Raw genomic sequence first — 18,534 nt, forward strand, 5'->3', positions numbered from 1 at the left:
TGTACGACGTCAGGTGTTGGACCGGGCGGCGCTGATGTCCGCCAGGGCCGACCGGGAGTCGTGCTCGATCGCCAGGTCGCCGATGGACACGATGCCCACGGGACGGCCGTCCTCCATGACGGGCAGCCGGCGCACCGACCGCTCCCGCATGATCTGCGCGGCCTTGTCCAGGGAGTCGTCGGGGCCGACGGTCGCCGTCACCCGGCTCGCGATGCCGCCGATCTTCGCCTGGGACGGGTCGCCGCCGGCGGCGAGGCCGCGGATGACGAGGTCCCGGTCGGTGACCACGCCCTGCAGGTCGTCGCCCTCCGCAACCAGCACCGCGCCGATGTCCTCGTCGCGCATCGCCCGCGCCACCGTCACGATGTCGAGTTCCGGGGACACCGACGTCGGCGAGCCCGTCATGATTTCGCGGATCTTCGTGGCCATCGATCACTCCTTGACCTCGTGATTCGTTCCTGGGGGCCCGGGGATGACTCGGGCCTACCCGGCAGAAACGGGATCACTCATGACGTCCGGAACGCGGCGAACATCCGGTCGGCCCCCGCCCGGTCCCACTCCAGCCGGTTCGGGTCCTGCCGCGCGGGACGCACCGGAACCGTGTCGAACGTGATCGAACCGCTCTCACCGAAGCTCTCGGCGAGCAGCCGCAACTCCCCCGCCCCCAGCCCCGGCGTCGTCTCGACCGCACCGGCGACCGCCGTGAGGAACCGCGCCAGCCGCACCGGATTCCCGGTCGCCCGCTCCCGCACCTCCCGCACCAGCGCCTCCAGGAACTGGTGCTGCCGCTCGATGCGCGCGAGATCGGAACCGTCCCCGACGCCGTACCTCGCCCGCACGTAGGCCAGGGCCGTCCGCCCGCTCACCCGGTGCCTGCCCGCCGACAGCTTCAGCCCCGCCTTCGGGTCGTCGACCGGCGCGGGCAGCGTCACCCGGACACCGCCGAGCGCGTCCACGATCGCCCGGAACCCGTCGAAGTCGATCAGCACCGTCCGGTCGATCCGGACGCTCGTCAGCGACTCCATCGTCTTCACCGCGCACCCCGCGCCGCCCTCCGGGAACACCGAGTTGATCAGCCCTCGGCGCGCCGGGAGGACCGCCCCGCCGGCGGTCTTGCACGCCGGAATCCGCACCAGGGAGTCGCGCGGGACGCTCACCGCGCGGACGCGCTTCCGGTCTGCCGGGACGTGCACCACCATGATCGTGTCCGAGCGCGCGTGCGCGCCGCCCCGCCCGTCCACGCCGAGGAGCAGCACGTTGAACGCGGCCCCCGGCGCGGCCGACTTCGCCGCCACCGGCTTCGCGTCCCGCCCGTGGAAGACCACCGCCGGGACGAGGATCGCCGCCGCCGTCACCGCCGCGACCATGCCGAGCAGCGTCCACCGGCCGGGGCCACGCCGCCGTCCCCGCCCGGCCGCGTCCAGCAGCCGGTTCCGCTGCCGGGCCAGCGAGGCGGGCGGCTCGTGCTCCAGCTCCCGGCCGAGGTCGCGGACCAGGTCCAGGTCGTCCATGCTCACGCCTCCTCACGCGTCGGGTCGCTGTCGCCCAGCGCGGCGCGCACCTTGCGCCGGGCGCGGTTGAGCCGGGAGCGGACCGTCCCGACCGGGATGCCGAGCGCCCGCGCCACCTCCTCGTAGGCCAGATCGCCCCACGCCACCAGCAGCAGGACGTCCAGGTCCCGCCGCGGCAGCCCGGACAGCGCCGCCGCCAGCGCGGGCCGCGTCGCCGACGCCGTCACCCCCGCCGCGACCCGCTCCGCGGGCCCCTCGACCGGACCGTCCACCGGGCTCCGCCGCAGCGCCCGGTAGCGCGCGCCCTCCGCCCGGTGGTGCCGCGCCACCAGCTTCGTCGCGATGCCGAACAGCCACGGCCGCGCGTCCCGCTGCGCCGGGTCGTAGCGCTCCCGCTTGCTGAACGCGACGAGGAACGTCTCTCCGACGACGTCCTCCGCGGCCTCGGGCCCCAGCCTGCGCGAGACGTACCGGTACAGCATCGCGGAGTACCGGTCGAAGAGCGCGGCGAACGCCTCCGGATCGGCGAGCGAACCCTCGATGAGGGCGGCATCGCTGTCCTGAGCCGTCGGGGGTACGGTCATCGCCACCACCATGGCATGCGCACCGGGCCTTCCCGTGCGGGGACGTTGTCGGAGATGTATCTCCGCGACGCCCCGTCCGGGTTCACGGACACGGCCGCCAAGGACGCGAACCACTCCGAACCTTCCCGGTAAACTGCGCGTCCTTCACTATGCGCGGCGTTGTCGGGGGGACGGCTCCGCCTGCCTGCCGGGGGTTCGAGTCGAGGAGGGCCAGGACGTGGAGAACGACGCCGAGCGGGAACCGGACGCATCCGGCACCGAGGACGAGCAGGACGCGTCCCGCACCGCCACGGCCGAGTTCCCCGCCCCCGCGAAGGTCAACCTGACCCGCCCGGACATCGCGCTCCGCCGCCCCGAGGACAAGCCGCCCGTCTGGTACGTCCAGTTCCCGTCCCCGCAGCCGACCGAGGACGCCCCTTCCACCGACGAGGACGAGCCGCCCGCCCCGAAAGAGCCCCGCGCCGACGAGGCACAAACCCAACCGTGGCCCGCCCCGCCCACCACTGAAGCACCCACGGACGAGGAGTCGGCTACAGAGGAGCAGCAGGCCGAACCAAGCGCTCCCAAAGCCGAGGCACGCCCGTCCCAGGACGAAGACCGTGCCGCCGAGGCCCAGCCACCAAAGCAAGAGACAAGCCCGCCCCAAGACAACGCGGGCCAGTCCGAGACGCAGCCGATCCAAGTCGACCGGCGCGTAGCACCAGAGCGACCGGCACGCCCCCAAGCCGAAGAACAAGCACCCGCCGCAGAGCCCCAGGCCGAAGCGCAGCCACCCCAAGACGACCCGCGCACGCCACAAGAGCAGCCTGCCCGTCCCCAGGCCGAGACACGGCCGACCGAAGACGACGCGCGCGCTTCACAGGAACGACCAGTACGGCCTCAAGGCGAAGCACGCACACCCAGCGCGGAATCACCGCCCACCCCCGGCGAACCGCCATCGGCACAACCGCCACAGGCCGAAACGCGCGCACCGCAGCGCGAACAACGCCGCCCCCAGGCACAGGCACAACCGCCCCAGGCCGAGGCTCAGCCACCCCAAGACGACGCACGCGCATCACAAGAGCGACCGGCACGGCCACGAGACGAGACACGCACACCCGGCGCAGAAGCACGCCCGACACACGGCGAACCGCCATCAGCACAGCCGCCACAGACCGAAGCGCGGCCTCCGCAAGCTGACACGCGCGCCTCACAAGAGCGAGCGGTACATCCTCAGCGCGAAGTGGGGCCACCCCAGGGGGAAGCGCGCTCAGCGCAAGGCCAACAAGCACCAGCGCGGCCATCCCAAGGCGAAGCACGCGCGCCGCAGCGCGAACAACAGCGCCCGCAGGGACAAGCACAACCGCCACAGACCGAGGCTTGGTCACCCCACGGCGACCCGCGCGCCTCAGGAGAGCGGCCAGTACGTCCGCAAGGCGAAGGACGGCCACCTCACCCGGACGCGCGCCCAGTCCACGGTGAGCCGCCGTCGGGGCGGCCGGGTGCGCCTAGGCCGCACGCGCCGCAACAGCACCGTTCGCAGGCTGAAGCGCGACCGCCTCAAAATGACCCGCGCGCGTCACAAGAGCGACCAGTACGTCCCCAGGGCGAAGCACGACCGCCGCAGCGCGAACAGCAACGCCCACAGGGAGAAGCACGGCCGCCGCAGGCTGAAGCGCGGCCGCCGCAGAACGACCCGCGTGCGTCGCAAGAGCGACCGGTACGGCCGCAGGGTGAAGGACGTCCGACCCACTCTGAGGCGCGGCCTCCCCATGGCGGGCCGGCGCCGGTGCAGCATGAGCGGCACCGGCCGCAGGGGCACGGGCGGCCGGGGCAGGGTGAGGCGCCGGCCGGTCGGCCGTTGCCTGGCGGGGCTTGGTGGACCGAAGGTGAAGGACGGCCCGGGCCTCAGGTTGAGGCTTGGCATGGTCAGGGGCGTCCGGCTCCTGCTGAGGGGTGGGACGAGGCTCTCCCGGCGGAAGGCGGGGGCTGGCCGCCTCAGGGTGATGCGCAGGCGACGCGGGTCGAGGCTCTGCCGTCGTGGGACGACCCGCGCGGGTCCGGTGAGTGGGCCGCGGGGGCGCCCGGTGAGGTCGGCTGGTCGGCGCACGGGGTGCGGGAGCGGCCCGGTGCGCTGGGCGAGCAGCAGTGGGCGCAGGAGGCTTCGGTCACCCGGGCCGAGCGGCTGCCGGTGCGGGAGTCCGGGGAGTATCCGGCGGCGCGGTCGTCGGGGCAGTGGGGCGAGCCGTGGGACGGGAGTCCGCCGGAGGAGCCGGAGAAGAAGCGGCGGGGGCGGCGCTGGCTCATCGTGCTCGTCGCGGCGATCGTGCTGGTCGCCGGGGGCGTCACCGGGCAGCTGGTGCGGCCGGTGCCGGAGCCGACGATCGAGCTGGCCATCGCGTCCAGCCACGCGTTCCCGGGGCAGGCGCCGCGGCTGCCGTGGCCTTCGGCGGGGCAGTCCGCCGTGTACGTGGACGGCCTCGGGTCGATGGGGGCGTCGGGCGGGTCCGCGCCGACGCCGACGGCGAGCGTCGCGAAGGTGATGACGGCGTACGTGTACCTGCGCGACCATCCGCTGAAGCCGGGTGAGCCGGGGCCGGTGCTGACGGTGTCGCCGGAGGCGGCGGCGCAGATCCCGATGCGCCGCAAGCGGGAGGAGTCGCTGCTCGGCGTCACCGCGTACCAGAAGCTGACGCAGCGCAAGGCCCTGGAGGCGCTGCTGATCATCTCGGCGAACGACGTCGCGCACGAGCTGGCGCGCTGGGACTCGGGCAGCGAGCAGGCGTTCGTGGCGAAGATGAACGCGGCGGCGGCGGAGCTCGGCATGACCGCGACGCGCTACACCGACCCGAGCGGCTACGACTCCGGCACCGTGAGCACGGCCGCGGACCAGGTCAAGCTGCTGAAGGCGGCGATGAGCCTGCCGGAGTTCGCGGAGATCGTGAACAACCGGTCGTACGTGCCGGACGGCGCCGGCCTGGCGCGGGAGGGCGGCAACTTCCTGCTCGGGCAGTACGGCGTCGTCGGCGGCAAGACCGGCTACACCGACGCCGCGGGCGGGAACTTCGTGTTCGTCGCGCGCAAGACCGTCCAGGGTGTGGAGACGCTGATCGTCGGCGCGGTGATGGGGCAGCGGTCGCCGAGCGCGGCGGGCGCGGTCAACGCGGCGGGACGGCTCGTCGCCGCGGCCGAGGGCGCGCTGACCGCGGTGACGCTGGCGCAGAAGGGCGCGCGGGTCGCGCTGGTCGACGACGGGCTCGGCGGGACGACGCCGCTGCGCGCCGCGGCGCCGGTCACGGTGGTCGGCTGGCCCGGGCTGACCGTGCGGGTCGGCGTGGAGGGCGAGCCGCCGCACCGGGGCGCCGCGGGCGAGCAGGTCGGCACCGTGACCGCCGGGGCGGGGACGGTTCCGCTGCGGCTCGGCCGTGCGCTGGACGAGCCGTCCTATCTGAAGCGCCTGACGAGGCTCGGCTAGGCGTACAGGGCCGACAGGAAGCGGATCAGCAGGGCCTCGCGGGTCTCGGGCGGCAGGGCGTCCAGGATGGCGTTGACCACGGCCATCTCGGGGTCGCCGCCGCCCGCGAGGTCGACGCCGACGGAGGCGAGGAGCCCGGCGAAGCCGGCGTCGTCGAGGCTGTCGAGGTCGAGCCCGGCGAGGGCGTCGACCAGTTCGGCCGGGACGTCCGGCGGTCCGGCGGCGCGGGCGGCGTCGGTGGCGGCGGTGAGCGCGCCGAGGAGCGCGTCGACGTCGCTGACGCCGGTGACCGTGAAGTGCAGGTTCGGCGGGATGCCCTGGTAGGAGAGCTGCGGCTGGAAGAACCAGCCGCGCCGGCGGGCCTCGTCGGCGATGACGAAGACGTCCAGGCGGGGGTCGGTCGAGGCGACCGCGACGAGCGGCGCGACCGGGTCGCCGAGGACGCGCAGCCCCGGGATGCCGGCGACGCCGGCGCTGAGGCGTTCCGCGGACTTCATGGCGTTCTCGGCGAGGTCGCGGTAGCCCTGCGCGCCGACCGCGTTGAGGGTGGCCCAGGCGGCGCCGAGCGGCCCGGCGCTTTTGCTGCTCTGGACGGTCGCGTTGATGACGGTGTATCCGGGCCATTCGGCGGACGCGAAGTAGGCGGCCCGGCGGTGCGACTCGTCCGCGAACAGGACGACCGAGGCGCCCTTCGGCGTGTACCCGTATTTGTGCAGGTCGCAGGAGAGGGACGTCACGCCGGGCACGGACAGGTCGAACGGCGGGACGTCGCGGCCCGCGTCCCGCAGCCACGGCAGCACCCAGCCGCCGACGCACGCGTCCACATGGCAGGGGACGCCGGCCCGCGCGGCGATCGCCGCGATCTCCGGGACGGGGTCCATGGTGCCGTGCGGGTAGGACGGCGCCGACGCGACGACGAGCGCGGTGCGGGGCGTCAGCGCGGCGGCGGTCGCAGCCGTGTCGGCCCGGTACTCGGCGTCCACCGGCACGTGCACGACCTCCATGCCGAGGTAGTGCGCGGCCTTGTGGAACGCGGGGTGCGCGGTCGTCGGCAGGACGATCTGCGGCCGTCCCTCGACCGGGTGCGCGTCCCGCGCCGCCTTCACCGCCAGCATGATCGACTCGGTGCCGCCGCTGGTGAAGATCCCGGAGCCGCCGCCGAGCTTGGCCGCGACGAACCCGACGACCTGCCGCTCCAGCGCGACGATGCTGGGGAACGCCGTCGGGTCGAGGCAGTTGACCTCCAGCATCTCCTGGTAGGCGGTGGCGGCGAGGTCGTGCACGGGCTCGCGGCCGGTGTCGTAGACGTAGGCGGTGACCTTGCCGCCGCGGACGGGCAGGTCCGCGTCCCGCAGCCGGGCGAGTTCGGCGAGCAGGTCGGCGGCGGGGCGGCCCGCCTCGGGGAGGTGCTCAGACGGCATGTTCGGGTGTTTCCTCTACGGGTCGGCGCCCGGTCGCCCGCCGGAACGCGAGCAGGGGCGGAACGCTGATCAGCAGGAGCAGGGCGGGGACGAGGGAGAACCCGGCGCTCAGCCCGGTGAGGGCCGAGTCCGGCTGGACGACCGGCGTGTCGAGGTCGGCGGAGCGGAACGACGTCGCGGCGAGGATCAGCGCGAAGACGCCGGGCCCGAGGGCGAGCGCGCCGGTCTCCGCCGCCGTGTAGAGGCCGGTGAACGCGCCGGACTGGGCGTGCCCGGTGCGTCCGGTGTCGGCGTGGACGGTCTCCGGCAGCAGCACCAGCGACAGCAGCTGCATGGCCGCGTAGCAGACGCCGACCAGGCAGGCGAAGGCGAGCACGCCCGCGGTGGAGCCGAGGACCGGGTACATCGCGGCGGCCGTCGCGGCGAACAGCAGCACGCCCGCGATGTAGCACTCGACGACGCCGTACTTGCGGGACAGCCAGCGCCACAGCGGCACCGCGAACGCGCTGGGCCCGACCATGCAGACGAACATCGCGGACGTCAGCCCGTAGTCGTCCAGCCGGTAGGTCGCGATGTACGGGGCGCCCGCCAGCATGATCCCGACGGCGAGGATCTGCGCGACGGACGCGCTGAGCAGCAGGAAGAACGGCCGGTTGCCGCGCGCGGTGCGCAGCGCGGCGGCCAGCCCGAGGGGGCGCGGCCCGGGCCGGGACGGGATCCACCGGTTCGCCAGCGTGCTCGCGATCATCGCGGCGCCCATGGCGAGGCCGACGACGGCGCCCATCAGCGCGTATCCGGCGCGCCCGCCGCCGGCGGCGTCGGTGAGGGCGGGGGCGAGGCCGCCCGCGACGAGGATGCCGAGCGTCAGGCAGACGACCCGCCACGCCATCGCGCGGCCCCGCTCGGACGGGTCGGCGGAGATCTCGGCGGGCAGCGCCACGTACGGGACCTGGAAGCAGGCGAACGCGGTCGCGGCCAGCAGGAACGCGACCCCGGCCCAGGCGGCGGCGAGGCCCGGGGAGTCGCCCGGCACGGCGAACATGGCGGCGAACAGGAGCGGCAGGGTGACGGCGCCGAGCAGCAGCAGCCGGGTGCGGCGGCCGGTGCGGACGGCCTCGCGGTCGCTCGCGGCGCCGATGATCGGGTTGAGCAGCACGTCCCACGCCTTGGGGACGACCAGCACGGCCCCGGCGATCGCGGCGGACACGCCGAGGACGTCGGTGAGGTAGTACAGGAGCAGCAGCCCGGGGACGGCGGAGAACACGCCGGTGCCGACCGAGCCGACGCCGTAGCCGAGCAGTCGTCGCCGGGTCAGCGTTGCCGAGGGGTCGCCGTGCGGGGGGTGCGCGGCCGGGGGGACGGCCGCCGGGGGGAGGTCCGTCATCCGCCGGCCCGGTCCGGGGCCCCGATCGCCAGGGCGACGGTGCGGCGCATGTGGCGGCGGAACCGGGCGACGGCCTGCGGGTCGTCGACGCCGTGCCGGTGGCCGTCGGTGTCCAGGACGCCGCCGTTGCCGAACCCGTGGGTGCACCAGACGACCGTCCACACGACGTAGTCGACGTCGACGTCGTCGGGGACGACCTTGCGGGCGGCCTCGGTGACCATCTGCATCAGCGGCCGGACGTACTGCTCCTCGAGGTGGACGACGTCGCTGGCGTCCGACAGCCAGCGGTGCATCCACAGCGCGGGGATCTCCGGCCGCTGCATGCAGAACTCGACGTAGGCGTCGACGAGGGAGAGCAGGCCCTCGGCATCCGGGGTGATCCGGCTCAGCGCCCCCTCCAGGGCCGTCCGTTCGACCTCGTGGGCACGTTCCATCACGGCGAGGTACAGGTCGCGCTTGCCGCCGACGTGGTAGGCGACGGTGGCGACGTTGAGCCCGGCCGCCTCGGCGATCATGCGGGTGGACGTCCCGTCGTAGCCGAGCGCCGCGAACAGCCGGGTGGCGGCTTCCAGGATCCGTTCTCGACCCGATTCGCTACTGGCCATAGCCTCAAGCTAGGTGCTGCCCCCGGCCCCGGTCAATCGTTTGATTGATCGCCGGGCGGCTCGCTGAGCCACACGGTGAGCACCATCTCCATCTCCAGCCGCGCCTCCGGGTCGTACAGTCTCTCGCCGAAGAGCTCCTCCAGTTGGTGCAGCCGGTACCGGACGGTCTGCGGGTGGACGTGCAGGCGGTGCGCGACCTCGGTGGCGTTGAACCCGTTCTGCAGGCAGGACAGCAGCGTCCGCATGAGCCGCTCCCGGTGCCGGGGCCGGACCTCGCGCAGCGGCGCGAGCCGTAGGCCGGCGACCGCCCGCACCAGTTCCTCGTCCTTGAACACCACCAGCGCCGGCATGTGGTCGGCGCAGCGGATCAGCCGGTCGGACGGCAGGATGCCGCGGCGCGCGAGCGGCAGCGCGTCCCGCGCCCAGCGCAGCGACTTCGCCGCGTCCTCGGTGCGGACGGTGGGCCCGAGCGCGGCGACCCAGTCGCGCAGCGCCGCCTCCAGCATCCGGCCCCGGCCGGGGCCCTCCGGGTCGGGGACGAGCAGGCACGGCTCGCGGCGGTCGACGTCGGCGAGCACGTCCGGCGGCAGCGACGGGTGCGAGAACGGCTGCCGGCCCCGCTCGTACAGGACGACCGCGGCGACGGTGCGGGGGACGCGCCACTGCGCGAGCCGGGCGAGGTCGGCGACGGCCCGCGCGGCGGCGGGCGGCTCGGCGAGCAGCAGGTCCAGCAGCCGGCGGCGGCGGTGCTCCAGTTCGCCGGCCTCCTGCGCGCGGGCCTTGGTGTAGCCCTCGGTCGCGGCGCGGGCGATCTCGTCCAGGAACGCGAAGATCGCCTCGGCGATGCTGGCGAGGGTGCGGCGGGAGATGTTGTACCGCTCGGACTCGGCGGCGAGCCGCCGCCAGGCGACGCGGGCGCCGAGCCGCAGCGAGGTCTGCAGGATGTCCAGGCTGCGGCCCTCCCGGGCCTCGGCCCAGCCGATCTCCCGGTAAACGGCGGCGACCGGCTCCCAGGAACTGTCCGGGTCCATGATCAGGTCGACGAACTGGCGGAGCGCGCCCTCGACGGCGAGCCGGACCAGCCGCGCGTACTCCTCGTCCTGCGGGCGGGAGTACTCGGGGATCCCGGCGAGGATCTCCTCGATCATCTCCTCGGCGAGCGCCTCCAGATGGGGCCGGAAGACGGTGGACAGCTCGCTCGGCACGCCGGCCCAGGGCTTCAGCGGGGAGCGGTCCTCAAGCGTCGTGGTCACCGTTCGCACCTCCCGACTCGGAAGCTACCGACGGCGGGCCGGAGTGGCTGCACGACCGGCTACGCATTGCGGGGCCGCGCTTGTCAGCGGATTGACAACCGGGCCTGACTGCTCAGGCGCGGCGGGCGGCCGGCCCGGCGAAGACCGCGCCGGCGCCGAGCCCGAGGTAGATCAGGCCGGTCGCGTACCGCTGCCGCCGCCGGAACGCGGGACGGGTCCGCAGCCAGCCGCCGATCGACCCGGCGGCGACCGCGTACCCGAGGTCGGCGACGAGGCCGATCAGCACGAGGACCAGCCCCATCACGGCGATCTGCAGCGGCACGGCGCCCGCGTCCCGGTCGACGAACTGGGGCAGGAACGCCAGGAAGAACAGCACGACCTTCGGGTTCAGGACGTTCACCAGCGCGCCGTCCAGGTAGACGCGGCCGATCGGGCGCGGCCGGAGCCGCGTCTCGGCCGGGTCGTCGCCGCCGCGGAACGTCCGGTAGGCGAGGTAGAGCAGGTAGGCGGCGCCCGCGTAGCGCAGGAACCCGAACGCGGTCGCGGAGGCGGCGACGACGGCGGACAGCCCGGCCGCGGCGGCGGCGATGTGGACGAGCGTGCCGGTCTCGACGCCGAGCGCGGACGCGACCCCGGCGCGGCGGCCCTCGCCGATGCTGCGCGCGGTGATGTAGAGGTGGTTCGGGCCGGGGACGGCGACCAGCGCCAGCGCGGCCAGCATGAACAGCGGCAGATTCGTCACGGCAGCACGTTAGGAGCCGTGGTGGTCCTGCTTCCAGGGCCAATCAGCCCGCGAGAATGTGGACCAATCAGCTGGGCGCGGCGGCGGAGAGCGCGCCGGCCAGCACCAGGCGCCCGGCCGTCCGGACCATGGTGGCGACGTCCTCGACGGGCTGCCGCAGCGACGCGAGGCTGATCAGCCCGGCGAGCAGGATGTGCCCGAGGACGAGCTCGACGTCCTCCCGCTCGGGCACCGGGTCGCCGATCGCCGCCGACAGCCGGTCGCGCAGGTACTGGAACAGGATGGTGCGGGCGTCGTCGACGCTGGAGTCGTCCGAGGTCACCGCCTGGATGATGGCGGACGTGAGGGTCGGCTCCTGCGCCGCGACGTAGACGATGCGCTCCAGCAGCGCGGTGAGCCGCTCCAGCTGGGTGTCGCCGACCGCGAGCGCGTCGATGTCGTCGGTGACATGGTGCGCCCAGGCCGCGGCGACCTCGGTGAGCAGGTGGTCCTTGGTGGCGAAATAGCGGTAGACGGTGGCGCGGGCGACCCCGGCCCGGTCCGCCACGTCGTGCATGGTGACGGCGGGGTAGCCGCCCTCGAGCGCCAGCTCCCTCGCCGAGTCGATCAGCCGCTCGCGCCGTGCCTGCTGGTCCTTGCTCAGCGTCCGCGTCACGGTGAACCGAACGTCGCCGCTCAAAACGCCTCCTCGCTGTGGCCGCCCCCATTGTTCCGCACATTGGTCCTGAACGCGTGCACCAAGGTCCTTCGTTCCCTTTACCGCCCGCGTCCGCCGGGTCACCATAGACCTAGCACTTGCTTGGGTGAGACGTTAGTCTCGACTCGCGTCTTTCCGGCTGCCGGGCGCATGCCGCACTCCCCACGAGCCCCCTGTCCGCAGCGTTTTCCGAGGAGTGAGCCATGGACATCGACCTTCTCGACGGCGAGATGTACGCCACCGACCCCTGGTCCGTCTACGCGCGCCTGCGCGCCGAGTCCCCGGTCTACCACGACGCGGAGAACGGCCTCTGGGGCGTGTCCCGGCACGCCGACGTGTTCGCCGTCGAGCGCAACCCCCGCGTCTGGACGAACTCCGGCGGGTACCGCCCGCAACTGCCGTCCGACCCGTCCATGATCGGGCAGGACGACCCGGAGCACGCGCACCGCCGCCGCATGGTCTACCAGCGCTTCACGCCGCGCGGCGTCGCCCGCTACGAGGAGCGGATCCGCGCCACCGCCGTCGACTGCATCACCGCGGCGCTGGACGCGGGCACCGTGGACGCCGTCCCGGCACTGGCCGCTCCCCTGCCCGCCCGCGTCATCGGCTGGCTCCTCGGCTTCCCCGAGGACGCGTGGCCGCAGCTCGTCCACTGGTCGGCGACGGCCGTCTACGCGGGCGGCGGGCAGCGCTACATCACCGACGACGCGACGATCGCCGCCGGGGAGTACGCCCTCGCCGTCCTCGACATGGCCAAGGACCGCCGCGCCCGCCCCACCGACGACCTGCTGTCCATCTGGTCGAACGCGGGCCCCGACCAGCCCGCCTACGACGACGAGCACCTCGCCCACGAGGCGCTGCTCCTGCTGGTCGGCGGCGCCGAGACGACCCGCACCGTCATCGCGACCGCGCTGGACGCGCTGATCCGGCACCCGGACCAGTGGCGGCGGCTGCGGGACGACCCGTCCCTCATCCCGAACGCCGTCGAGGAGTTCGTCCGCTGGACGACCCCGATCCTCAACATGTGCCGGGTCGCCGCGACCGACGCCGAGATCGCCGGAGTGACGATCCCGGCGGGCGAGCAGATCCTGCTCATGTACGGCTCCGCGAACCGCGACGAGGCCGTCTTCGACGACCCGGACGTCTTCGACGTGGCGCGCCGCCCCGGCGACCACATCGCCTTCGGCCTCGGCCCCCATTTCTGCCTCGGCGCGTCCCTGGCCCGGCTCGAACTGCAGATCTTCTTCGAGGAGTTCGTCGCCCGCGTCGCCACCGCCGAATGGGCCGACGACGAGGGCCCCCGGATCCTCCGGAACGCCTTCGTCCGCGGCGTCACCGAATTCCCCATCACCCTCACCCCGCGCTGACCCCGGCGGGCGGGTCAGCGGCGGCGGGCGAAGCGGTCGCGGACCTCCCAGGAGAAGACGATCGAGCTGAGCGCCGTGCCGAGGAGGCCGGAGGCGGTGAGGAGCCGCCCCGCACCGCCGGACGGGAGGAACAGGCCGGCGGCGGTCACCGTCAGGCAGACCAGGATCGTCGCGGACGCGTACTTGGCGATCGCGGTGACGCGGCGCCGGAAGCTCCAGTCCGGCAGGGAGATCTGCGCCAGCGACCGCGGCCGGTAGCGCTGCAGGTAGGCCGCGAGCGCCCGGCAAGCCAGGGCCGTGTAGTACGCCTGGGCCTGCTGAGCGCCGTTGTAAAGGGGCTGCTCGGTGGGCCAGCTCCCGGTGCGGGTGATCTGCCGGGACATCAGCCAGCGCACCGCGCCGTGCACGACCGGCCGCAGCTCCGGGTCGCTGCTGAGCACGTCCGACCGCGAGCAGTTCAGGACGAAGTAGCTCGTCTCGGCCACCGAGCCGTTGAGGTGGTGGCAGCCGTTGTTCTCGCGGAGGGACCGGGCGACCTTCTCGCGGTCCAGCATCGCCGGGTCGGCGGCGCCGGCCCGCTCCAGCGCGGCGAACGCCCACACCGCCGGGGTGACGTCGACGTCCCCCATGGCCAGCAGGTCGCGGACCTGGTCGACGTACCGCTCGTCGCCGTCCGTGCCCTGGCCGAGGTTGGCCAGGCAGTCCAGCAGGAACGCGGGGTAGTTGAGGCGGCGGTCCAGCCGCACGCCGTCGTCGATCGCCGTCCGGACGGCCCGGAGATCGTGCTCGATCAGGGCTTCGGGGACCCCGGAACGGTAGAGCTCCGAAAGGGGGCCGAGCCGCCAGAAGTAATGGCTGCTGCCCGCCGCGAGTTCCGGCCGCATGAGCCAGGCCATGGCGCGCCGGACCGCGGTGTGGTCGCCCTCGAAACCGCAGGCCGCGAACGCGCGCACCCCGTGGGCGGTGGCCGAGAGGCGGGAAAGGCCCTCGGCGTCCGACCAGTGCCCGTCCTGTTCTTGATCGCGTTCGAGCCAGAGCAGTCCGCGCCTTATCGCCGACGCCACCTCGTCCATGGGTCTCCAGAACCTGTCCGTTCCTGCGGCGGAAAGCCACAAGGCTAGCGGGGCGCAGGGCACGCGTTCGATTAATCGGGACTTCGGGCGGATGGGCGCGTTCGCGCGTCCGGAAAGTGCCGCCGGGCCTGCTGGAATCCGGTTGCGAAGACACGCGGGAGAGACAAACCACAAAAGCGAAATATGCCGACCAAATACTCATTTCTTTGGCCAGAATCGGACCTGATCAGGTCAGCGGGCGGGCCTCTCACGCAGCCGACGATGGCGAATTGCCGTCGAGGAAGCCCGTTTCTCCGACCTCCGCGCGCGATGCCGAAGGACGCGGCGACACCAGCCCCAAGGGCGACCGCCCGGCTTCGTGCACGAGGGCCACTGACCTGGGGCGCCGGGCGTCCGGAGAGGTTCTGTCACAAACGGACCGGGCATCTCGTCACTCTTCGTGGAACCGGAACCCGATGAGGAGAGTGATGGTCATGCGCGTGTTCGTGGCAGGTGGAACGGGGGTCCTGGGCCGGCGGCTGGTGCCGCGGCTGCTGGAACGCGGCCACCAGGTGACGGCCACGGCGACGAGCGCCGCCAAGCTGGACCTGCTGGCGGAGATGGGGGCCGAGGGCGTCGTGATGGACGGCCTCGACGCCGGATCCGTCAACGCGGCGGTGGCCGGCGCGCGGCCGGACGTGATCGTCCACCAGATGACCGCGATCTCCGTGGCGCACGCCGGCAAGGCCGACATGAAGCACATGGACCGGTGGTTCGCCGGGACGAACCGGCTCCGCACCGTGGGCACCGACAACCTGCTGGCCGCCGCCGAGGCGGCCGGCGTCTCCCATGTCGTCGCGCAGAGCTACGGCGCCTGGAACGGCGTCCACGAAGGCGGCTGGGTGAAGACCGAGGACGACCCGCTGGACCCGATGACCGGGACGCCCGCGGAGCCGGGCATGGCGGCGATCCGCCACGTCGAGGAGGCGGTCGGCAAGGTCGGCGGCGCCGTCCTGCGCTACGGCTGGTTCTACGGGCCGGGGGCCATGGACGACCTGGTCGAGCCGGTCCGCAAGCGGCAGTTCCCGGTCGTCGGCGGCGGGCGCGGGCACTGCTCCTGGCTGCATCTGGACGACGCGGCGAGCGCGACCGTGCTCGCCGTCGAGCAGCAGGCCCGCGGCGTGTTCGCCATCGTGGACGACGAACCGGCCCCGGCCGCCGAATGGCTCCCCCACCTCGCCGAGTGCGCGGGGGCGAAGCGGCCGATGCGCGTCCCCGCCTGGCTGGCCCGTCCGCTCGCGGGCGACGTGGCGGTCATGGTGATGACCGAGGGCCGCGGCTTCTCCAACGCCAAGGCCAAGCGGGAACTCGGCTGGGAACTGCGCTACCCGTCCTGGCGCCAGGGCTTCAAAGAGGAACTCGCCTAGGACTCCGGACGCAGGTCGCGGAAATCGGCGCACCGGACGACGCGGCCCGGGCGGCCGTCGAAGATGTTCAGCTCCGCCTGTTCGATGCCGGGGATCGCCTGGGCGGTGCAGGCGATCTGCGCCTGCCATAGGCGTGGCCAATCCCGGGGCCGGATCGTCGTCTGCAGCGCCACCGTGACGGTGCCGGACCCGCCTGTTCCGCCGGTGTCCGGCCGGACCCCGCGCGCATCGGTCCCGCGCAGGGCCGGGTCGGACAGGTCCGCGACCATCCCGATACCGGGCAGTGTGCTGCTGAGTCCCGCCTTGCGTTCGCCGTCGGTGACGCCGTGGCCGAGCTGCCAGAGCGGCATCAGCGGCGCTCCCGGCAAGCCGGGCCGGGCCACCGGCACGAGCTTCCCGTCCCCGATGACGTAGATGGTGTTGTTGACGACCGGGCCCTGCGCGGTGGGGAGCGGTCCGACCCTCGTGGTGCCGGTCGGCTGGACGCCGCAGCCGCACAGCATGGCCAGCGCCGCGAGGAGCGTGAGGTTGAGCAGCGTGAGCGCGGTCCTTCCGCTCATGGCCTTCCTTCCATGGGCAGCCAGAGGGTGAACACCGCGCCCCCATCAGGTCCGGCGGACGCCTCCAGCGTCCCGCCGTGGAGCAGTGCGTTCTCCTGAGCGATCGCGAGGCCCAGCCCGCTGCCCTCGCTCCGCGAGCGAGCCGCTTCGGCCTTGACGAACCGGTCGAAGATCAGCGGCAGCAGCTCGCCGGGGATGCCCGGCCCCGCGTCCGCGACCGACATCCGGAACCCGGCCACGCCGTCGCGCCGCGCTCGGCCGGCCTCCAGGCGCACCGGCGGCCGCCCGTGCCGGAAGGCGTTGCCGACGAGGTTGGCCACGATGACGTCGAACCGGCGCGGGTCCACCCGCACGACCAGGTCGCCGGGGACCGCGACCTCGACCCGGCCGGACCAGCCGCGCGCATCGAGGGTGGCCGCGACGGCGTCGGCCACGACCACGTCGTCCGGTGCGAGCGCGGCGGCGCCCGCGTCGAACCGGCTGATCTCGATCAGGTGCTCCACCAGCGTGCCGAGCCGCCGCGTCTCGGCCACCACCAGCCGCGCCGCCGTCGGGTCCGGGTCGGTCTCCAGCACGTCGGTGAGCGCGGTCATCGTGGTGAGGGGGGGTGCGCAGTTCGTGCGAGACGTCCGCCACGAACCGGCGCGCCGCCGCTTCGACGGCGCGAAGCTCGGTCACCGTGGTCTCCAGGGCGACCGCCGCGTGGTTGAACGTGCGGGCCAGATCGGCCAGCTCGTCCCGCCCCCGGACCTGTACCCGCGTCGCCAGTTCGCCCGCGGCGAGCGCCCGCGCCCCCGCGCCGAGGCGTCGCAGCGGGCGCAGCAGCCCGTGCGCGGCCGCCAGCGCGAGGCCCAGCCCGAACAGCAGCGCGGCGGCGTCCGCCGTGACCATCGCCCGGGTGAACGACCGCAGGTCGGCGGCCTCCCGGTCCAGGCTGACGCTGACCAGGACGAGCGGCGGTGCGGCGCGCCCCGCGTCGGACTTGCGGTATTCGGCCACCGACGTCCCGACCAGGAGGTACAGCGCTCCCGCGTGCCGCACGCGCCGGACGACCATGGCCCGTTCGGCGCGCGAGGCGAACGACGCCGGCACCGGCACGTGCAGGCAGCCGTGCGGGGGCGAGGACGCCGGCCGGTTCAGCGGGGGCGACACCACGCAGGCGCGCTGGCGACCGTCGGCGCTGCGCAGCGCCGACTGGAGGTTCGTCGCCAGCGCCCGGTCCGCGCCCACCGGTATCCGCATCGGCACCAGCTGCGCGACGGTCTGCCGGACCTGCGTCGTCACGGCGTTCTCGGTGCGTTCGAGCATCGCGTCGCGCATCAGCGCGTACCCGACGCCGGACGCCAGGGCCGAGGCCAGCAGCGCGACGGCGGCGAACGCGGCCACCGTCCGCATCCGCAGGCTCGTCATGCCGGCGGACCGCCCGCCGCGTAGAGATCACTCAGCACCTGGGCAGTATGCAGCGGACCATGATCGTGCAGCGGCAATGTCTCGAAATCCGGACATCCGGGGGGCGACGGCTTAGGCGGCTATTCGACTCGGTCGAGGAAGGCCAGGACGCGTTCGGTGAGCAGGGCGGCGGAAGGCGCGTCATAGGACGGGAGGCCGTTGTCGGCGAAAATGTGCTCCGTACCGGGATAGAGGAAGAGTTCGGCGTCGTCGGCCGCCTCCACGAGCGCGCGGGCGGCGTCCAGGTCGCCGTCCTCGACGAAGATCTCGTCGGCCTCCATCGCGTGGACCTGCACCGGGACGCCCGCCGGCCACGAGCCGCCGAACTCGGAGACCGGCACGCACGAATGGAACAGCAGCGCGCCCTTGGCCCCCGGACGCGTCTGCGCCAGCAGTTGCGCCGGCAGGACGCCGAGCGAGAAGCCCGCGTGGACGAGTTCACCGGGAAGGCCGTCGGCGATGGCGTTCGCGCGGTCGGCGAACGTGTCGAAGAACCCGGCGTCCTGCGCGTACGCCATGCCGTCCGCGAGGCCCTCGAAGACCCGTCCCTCGTAGAGGTCGGGGACGTGGACGGTGTGCCCGGCCTGCCGGAGAACGTCGGCGAACGCCTCGACACCGTCCGTCAGCCCGTGCGCGTGATGGAACAACAAAACCTCGGCCATCCGCCGCATCATGCCATTGACGGCGCGTCGTCACTACGGCGGAGCGGCCTTTCCTCGGTTCGGCTCGAACGGCGGCCGCCGTCCAAGCCGAACCGGGCTCCGGTCAGGCGGAACGGCTCTTGGACACCGTGCGCGCCCCCAGCCAGGCGGCGTAGACGGCGGTGCCGACGAGGCCGGCCTTGCGCGTCTTGTCGACGGCCAGGGCCACGCCCAGGGCGAGTTCGGTGGCGCCGTTCCGCTTGATCCACGCCTGGGTGTCCTGGGGGAACGGCAGCCGGGAGATCGGCTCGAACGCCTTGGGCGCGGCGAAATGCGCGGCTCCGGTGGCGGCGAGGACGATGCCGGCGGCGCGGAGAAGGGCCATGA

General features: G+C 73.6%; 18 protein-coding genes and 1 pseudogene. 3 read left to right on the forward strand and 16 right to left on the reverse strand.

Annotation, left to right across the window (positions count from 1 at the left end):
• Positions 1 to 9: 9 nt before the first annotated feature.
• The 4 genes from AB0K34_RS01435 to AB0K34_RS01450 all read right to left on the reverse strand — a co-directional run bounded on the left by AB0K34_RS01435 (position 10) and on the right by AB0K34_RS01450 (position 3,785).
• Positions 10 to 429: a CBS domain-containing protein gene (locus tag AB0K34_RS01435; protein ID WP_138638194.1), complete on the reverse strand. Its 420-nt coding sequence runs from the start codon at positions 427 to 429 to the stop codon at positions 10 to 12.
• Between the two features lie 77 nt (positions 430 to 506).
• Complete coding sequence (locus AB0K34_RS01440; protein WP_138638193.1) at positions 507 to 1,511, reverse strand: LCP family protein; 1,005 nt, start codon at positions 1,509 to 1,511, stop codon at positions 507 to 509.
• A gap of 2 nt (positions 1,512 to 1,513) precedes the next feature.
• Positions 1,514 to 2,095, reverse strand: coding sequence for an RNA polymerase sigma factor (locus tag AB0K34_RS01445; protein WP_364544503.1), 582 nt, complete (start codon positions 2,093 to 2,095; stop codon positions 1,514 to 1,516).
• Positions 2,096 to 3,653: 1,558 nt separating this feature from the next.
• The gene (locus AB0K34_RS01450; RefSeq protein ID WP_364544506.1) at positions 3,654 to 3,785 is read right to left on the reverse strand and encodes a hypothetical protein; all 132 of its coding nucleotides are present in this window, start codon (positions 3,783 to 3,785) and stop codon (positions 3,654 to 3,656) included.
• A 402-nt stretch (positions 3,786 to 4,187) separates the two neighbouring features.
• Between AB0K34_RS01450 and AB0K34_RS01455 the strand changes: the two genes are divergently transcribed.
• A complete protein-coding gene (locus tag AB0K34_RS01455) occupies positions 4,188 to 5,549 on the forward strand; it encodes a D-alanyl-D-alanine carboxypeptidase (RefSeq protein ID WP_364544508.1) in 1,362 nt (453 codons plus the stop codon).
• On the opposite strand, the gene AB0K34_RS01460 is transcribed toward AB0K34_RS01455, so the two are convergent.
• From AB0K34_RS01460 to AB0K34_RS01485, 6 genes are all read right to left on the reverse strand, one after another.
• Entirely contained in the window at positions 5,546 to 6,970 is a 1,425-nt protein-coding gene (locus AB0K34_RS01460) for an aspartate aminotransferase family protein (RefSeq protein WP_364544511.1), read from the reverse strand. The genes AB0K34_RS01455 and AB0K34_RS01460 overlap by 4 nt on opposite strands.
• Entirely contained in the window at positions 6,960 to 8,354 is a 1,395-nt protein-coding gene (locus tag AB0K34_RS01465) for an MFS transporter (RefSeq protein WP_364544514.1), read from the reverse strand. The genes AB0K34_RS01460 and AB0K34_RS01465 overlap by 11 nt, the downstream gene beginning before the upstream one ends.
• Entirely contained in the window at positions 8,351 to 8,959 is a 609-nt protein-coding gene (locus tag AB0K34_RS01470; protein ID WP_301175461.1) for a TetR family transcriptional regulator, read from the reverse strand. The genes AB0K34_RS01465 and AB0K34_RS01470 overlap by 4 nt, the downstream gene beginning before the upstream one ends.
• Positions 8,960 to 8,991: 32 nt before the next feature.
• Positions 8,992 to 10,212, reverse strand: a complete 1,221-nt coding sequence (locus AB0K34_RS01475) for a helix-turn-helix domain-containing protein (RefSeq protein ID WP_240807593.1) — start codon at positions 10,210 to 10,212, stop codon at positions 8,992 to 8,994.
• Between the two features lie 112 nt (positions 10,213 to 10,324).
• Positions 10,325 to 10,954 carry a LysE family translocator gene (locus AB0K34_RS01480; protein WP_205719241.1) on the reverse strand — a complete coding sequence of 210 codons (630 nt, stop codon included), beginning with the start codon at positions 10,952 to 10,954 and terminating at the stop codon, positions 10,325 to 10,327.
• A gap of 67 nt (positions 10,955 to 11,021) precedes the next feature.
• Positions 11,022 to 11,633 (reverse strand): TetR/AcrR family transcriptional regulator, encoded by a 612-nt coding sequence (locus tag AB0K34_RS01485; protein WP_138636644.1) that lies wholly within the window; start codon positions 11,631 to 11,633, stop codon positions 11,022 to 11,024.
• Between the two features lie 221 nt (positions 11,634 to 11,854).
• On the opposite strand from AB0K34_RS01485, the gene AB0K34_RS01490 reads away from it, so the two are divergent.
• Entirely contained in the window at positions 11,855 to 13,018 is a 1,164-nt protein-coding gene (locus AB0K34_RS01490) for a cytochrome P450 (protein WP_138636645.1), read from the forward strand.
• Positions 13,019 to 13,032: 14 nt separating this feature from the next.
• On the opposite strand, the gene AB0K34_RS01495 is transcribed toward AB0K34_RS01490, so the two are convergent.
• The gene (locus tag AB0K34_RS01495) at positions 13,033 to 14,091 is read right to left on the reverse strand and encodes a hypothetical protein (protein ID WP_138636646.1); all 1,059 of its coding nucleotides are present in this window, start codon (positions 14,089 to 14,091) and stop codon (positions 13,033 to 13,035) included.
• A 473-nt stretch (positions 14,092 to 14,564) separates the two neighbouring features.
• Between AB0K34_RS01495 and AB0K34_RS01500 the strand changes: the two genes are divergently transcribed.
• Positions 14,565 to 15,497: an NAD(P)-dependent oxidoreductase gene (locus AB0K34_RS01500; RefSeq protein ID WP_138636647.1), complete on the forward strand. Its 933-nt coding sequence runs from the start codon at positions 14,565 to 14,567 to the stop codon at positions 15,495 to 15,497.
• Here the strand turns inward: AB0K34_RS01500 and AB0K34_RS01505 are convergent.
• The 5 genes and pseudogenes from AB0K34_RS01505 to AB0K34_RS01525 all read right to left on the reverse strand — a co-directional run bounded on the left by AB0K34_RS01505 (position 15,494) and on the right by AB0K34_RS01525 (position 18,532).
• Positions 15,494 to 16,057, reverse strand: a complete 564-nt coding sequence (locus AB0K34_RS01505; protein WP_138636648.1) for a hypothetical protein — start codon at positions 16,055 to 16,057, stop codon at positions 15,494 to 15,496. The two genes, AB0K34_RS01500 and AB0K34_RS01505, sit on opposite strands and share 4 nt — an antisense overlap.
• Positions 16,054 to 16,650, reverse strand: a complete 597-nt coding sequence (locus AB0K34_RS01510) for an ATP-binding protein (protein ID WP_138636649.1) — start codon at positions 16,648 to 16,650, stop codon at positions 16,054 to 16,056. The genes AB0K34_RS01505 and AB0K34_RS01510 overlap by 4 nt, the downstream gene beginning before the upstream one ends.
• A 151-nt stretch (positions 16,651 to 16,801) precedes the next feature.
• Positions 16,802 to 17,467 (reverse strand): annotated as a pseudogene (locus AB0K34_RS01515) (hypothetical protein); the annotation flags it as partial.
• A gap of 119 nt (positions 17,468 to 17,586) precedes the next feature.
• Positions 17,587 to 18,168, reverse strand: coding sequence for a dienelactone hydrolase family protein (locus tag AB0K34_RS01520; protein ID WP_138636650.1), 582 nt, complete (start codon positions 18,166 to 18,168; stop codon positions 17,587 to 17,589).
• Between the two features lie 103 nt (positions 18,169 to 18,271).
• The gene (locus tag AB0K34_RS01525; RefSeq protein ID WP_138636651.1) at positions 18,272 to 18,532 is read right to left on the reverse strand and encodes a hypothetical protein; all 261 of its coding nucleotides are present in this window, start codon (positions 18,530 to 18,532) and stop codon (positions 18,272 to 18,274) included.
• Positions 18,533 to 18,534: the final 2 nt, after the last annotated feature.

Source organism: Actinomadura sp. NPDC049382, assembly GCF_040677125.1.
GTDB lineage: Bacteria > Actinomycetota > Actinomycetes > Streptosporangiales > Streptosporangiaceae > Spirillospora > Spirillospora geliboluensis.

Coding starts and splice junctions, on each gene's coding strand:
- AB0K34_RS01435 (WP_138638194.1), bottom strand. CDS start 429: ATGGCCACGAAGATCCGCGAAATCATGACGGGCTCGCCGACGTCGGTG.
- AB0K34_RS01440 (WP_138638193.1), bottom strand. CDS start 1,511: ATGGACGACCTGGACCTGGTCCGCGACCTCGGCCGGGAGCTGGAGCAC.
- AB0K34_RS01445 (WP_364544503.1), bottom strand. CDS start 2,095: ATGACCGTACCCCCGACGGCTCAGGACAGCGATGCCGCCCTCATCGAG.
- AB0K34_RS01460 (WP_364544511.1), bottom strand. CDS start 6,970: ATGCCGTCTGAGCACCTCCCCGAGGCGGGCCGCCCCGCCGCCGACCTG.
- AB0K34_RS01465 (WP_364544514.1), bottom strand. CDS start 8,354: ATGACGGACCTCCCCCCGGCGGCCGTCCCCCCGGCCGCGCACCCCCCG.
- AB0K34_RS01470 (WP_301175461.1), bottom strand. CDS start 8,959: ATGGCCAGTAGCGAATCGGGTCGAGAACGGATCCTGGAAGCCGCCACC.
- AB0K34_RS01490 (WP_138636645.1), top strand. CDS start 11,855: ATGGACATCGACCTTCTCGACGGCGAGATGTACGCCACCGACCCCTGG.
- AB0K34_RS01495 (WP_138636646.1), bottom strand. CDS start 14,091: ATGGACGAGGTGGCGTCGGCGATAAGGCGCGGACTGCTCTGGCTCGAA.
- AB0K34_RS01500 (WP_138636647.1), top strand. CDS start 14,565: ATGCGCGTGTTCGTGGCAGGTGGAACGGGGGTCCTGGGCCGGCGGCTG.
- AB0K34_RS01505 (WP_138636648.1), bottom strand. CDS start 16,057: ATGAGCGGAAGGACCGCGCTCACGCTGCTCAACCTCACGCTCCTCGCG.
- AB0K34_RS01510 (WP_138636649.1), bottom strand. CDS start 16,650: ATGACCGCGCTCACCGACGTGCTGGAGACCGACCCGGACCCGACGGCG.
- AB0K34_RS01520 (WP_138636650.1), bottom strand. CDS start 18,168: ATGGCCGAGGTTTTGTTGTTCCATCACGCGCACGGGCTGACGGACGGT.
- AB0K34_RS01525 (WP_138636651.1), bottom strand. CDS start 18,532: ATGGCCCTTCTCCGCGCCGCCGGCATCGTCCTCGCCGCCACCGGAGCC.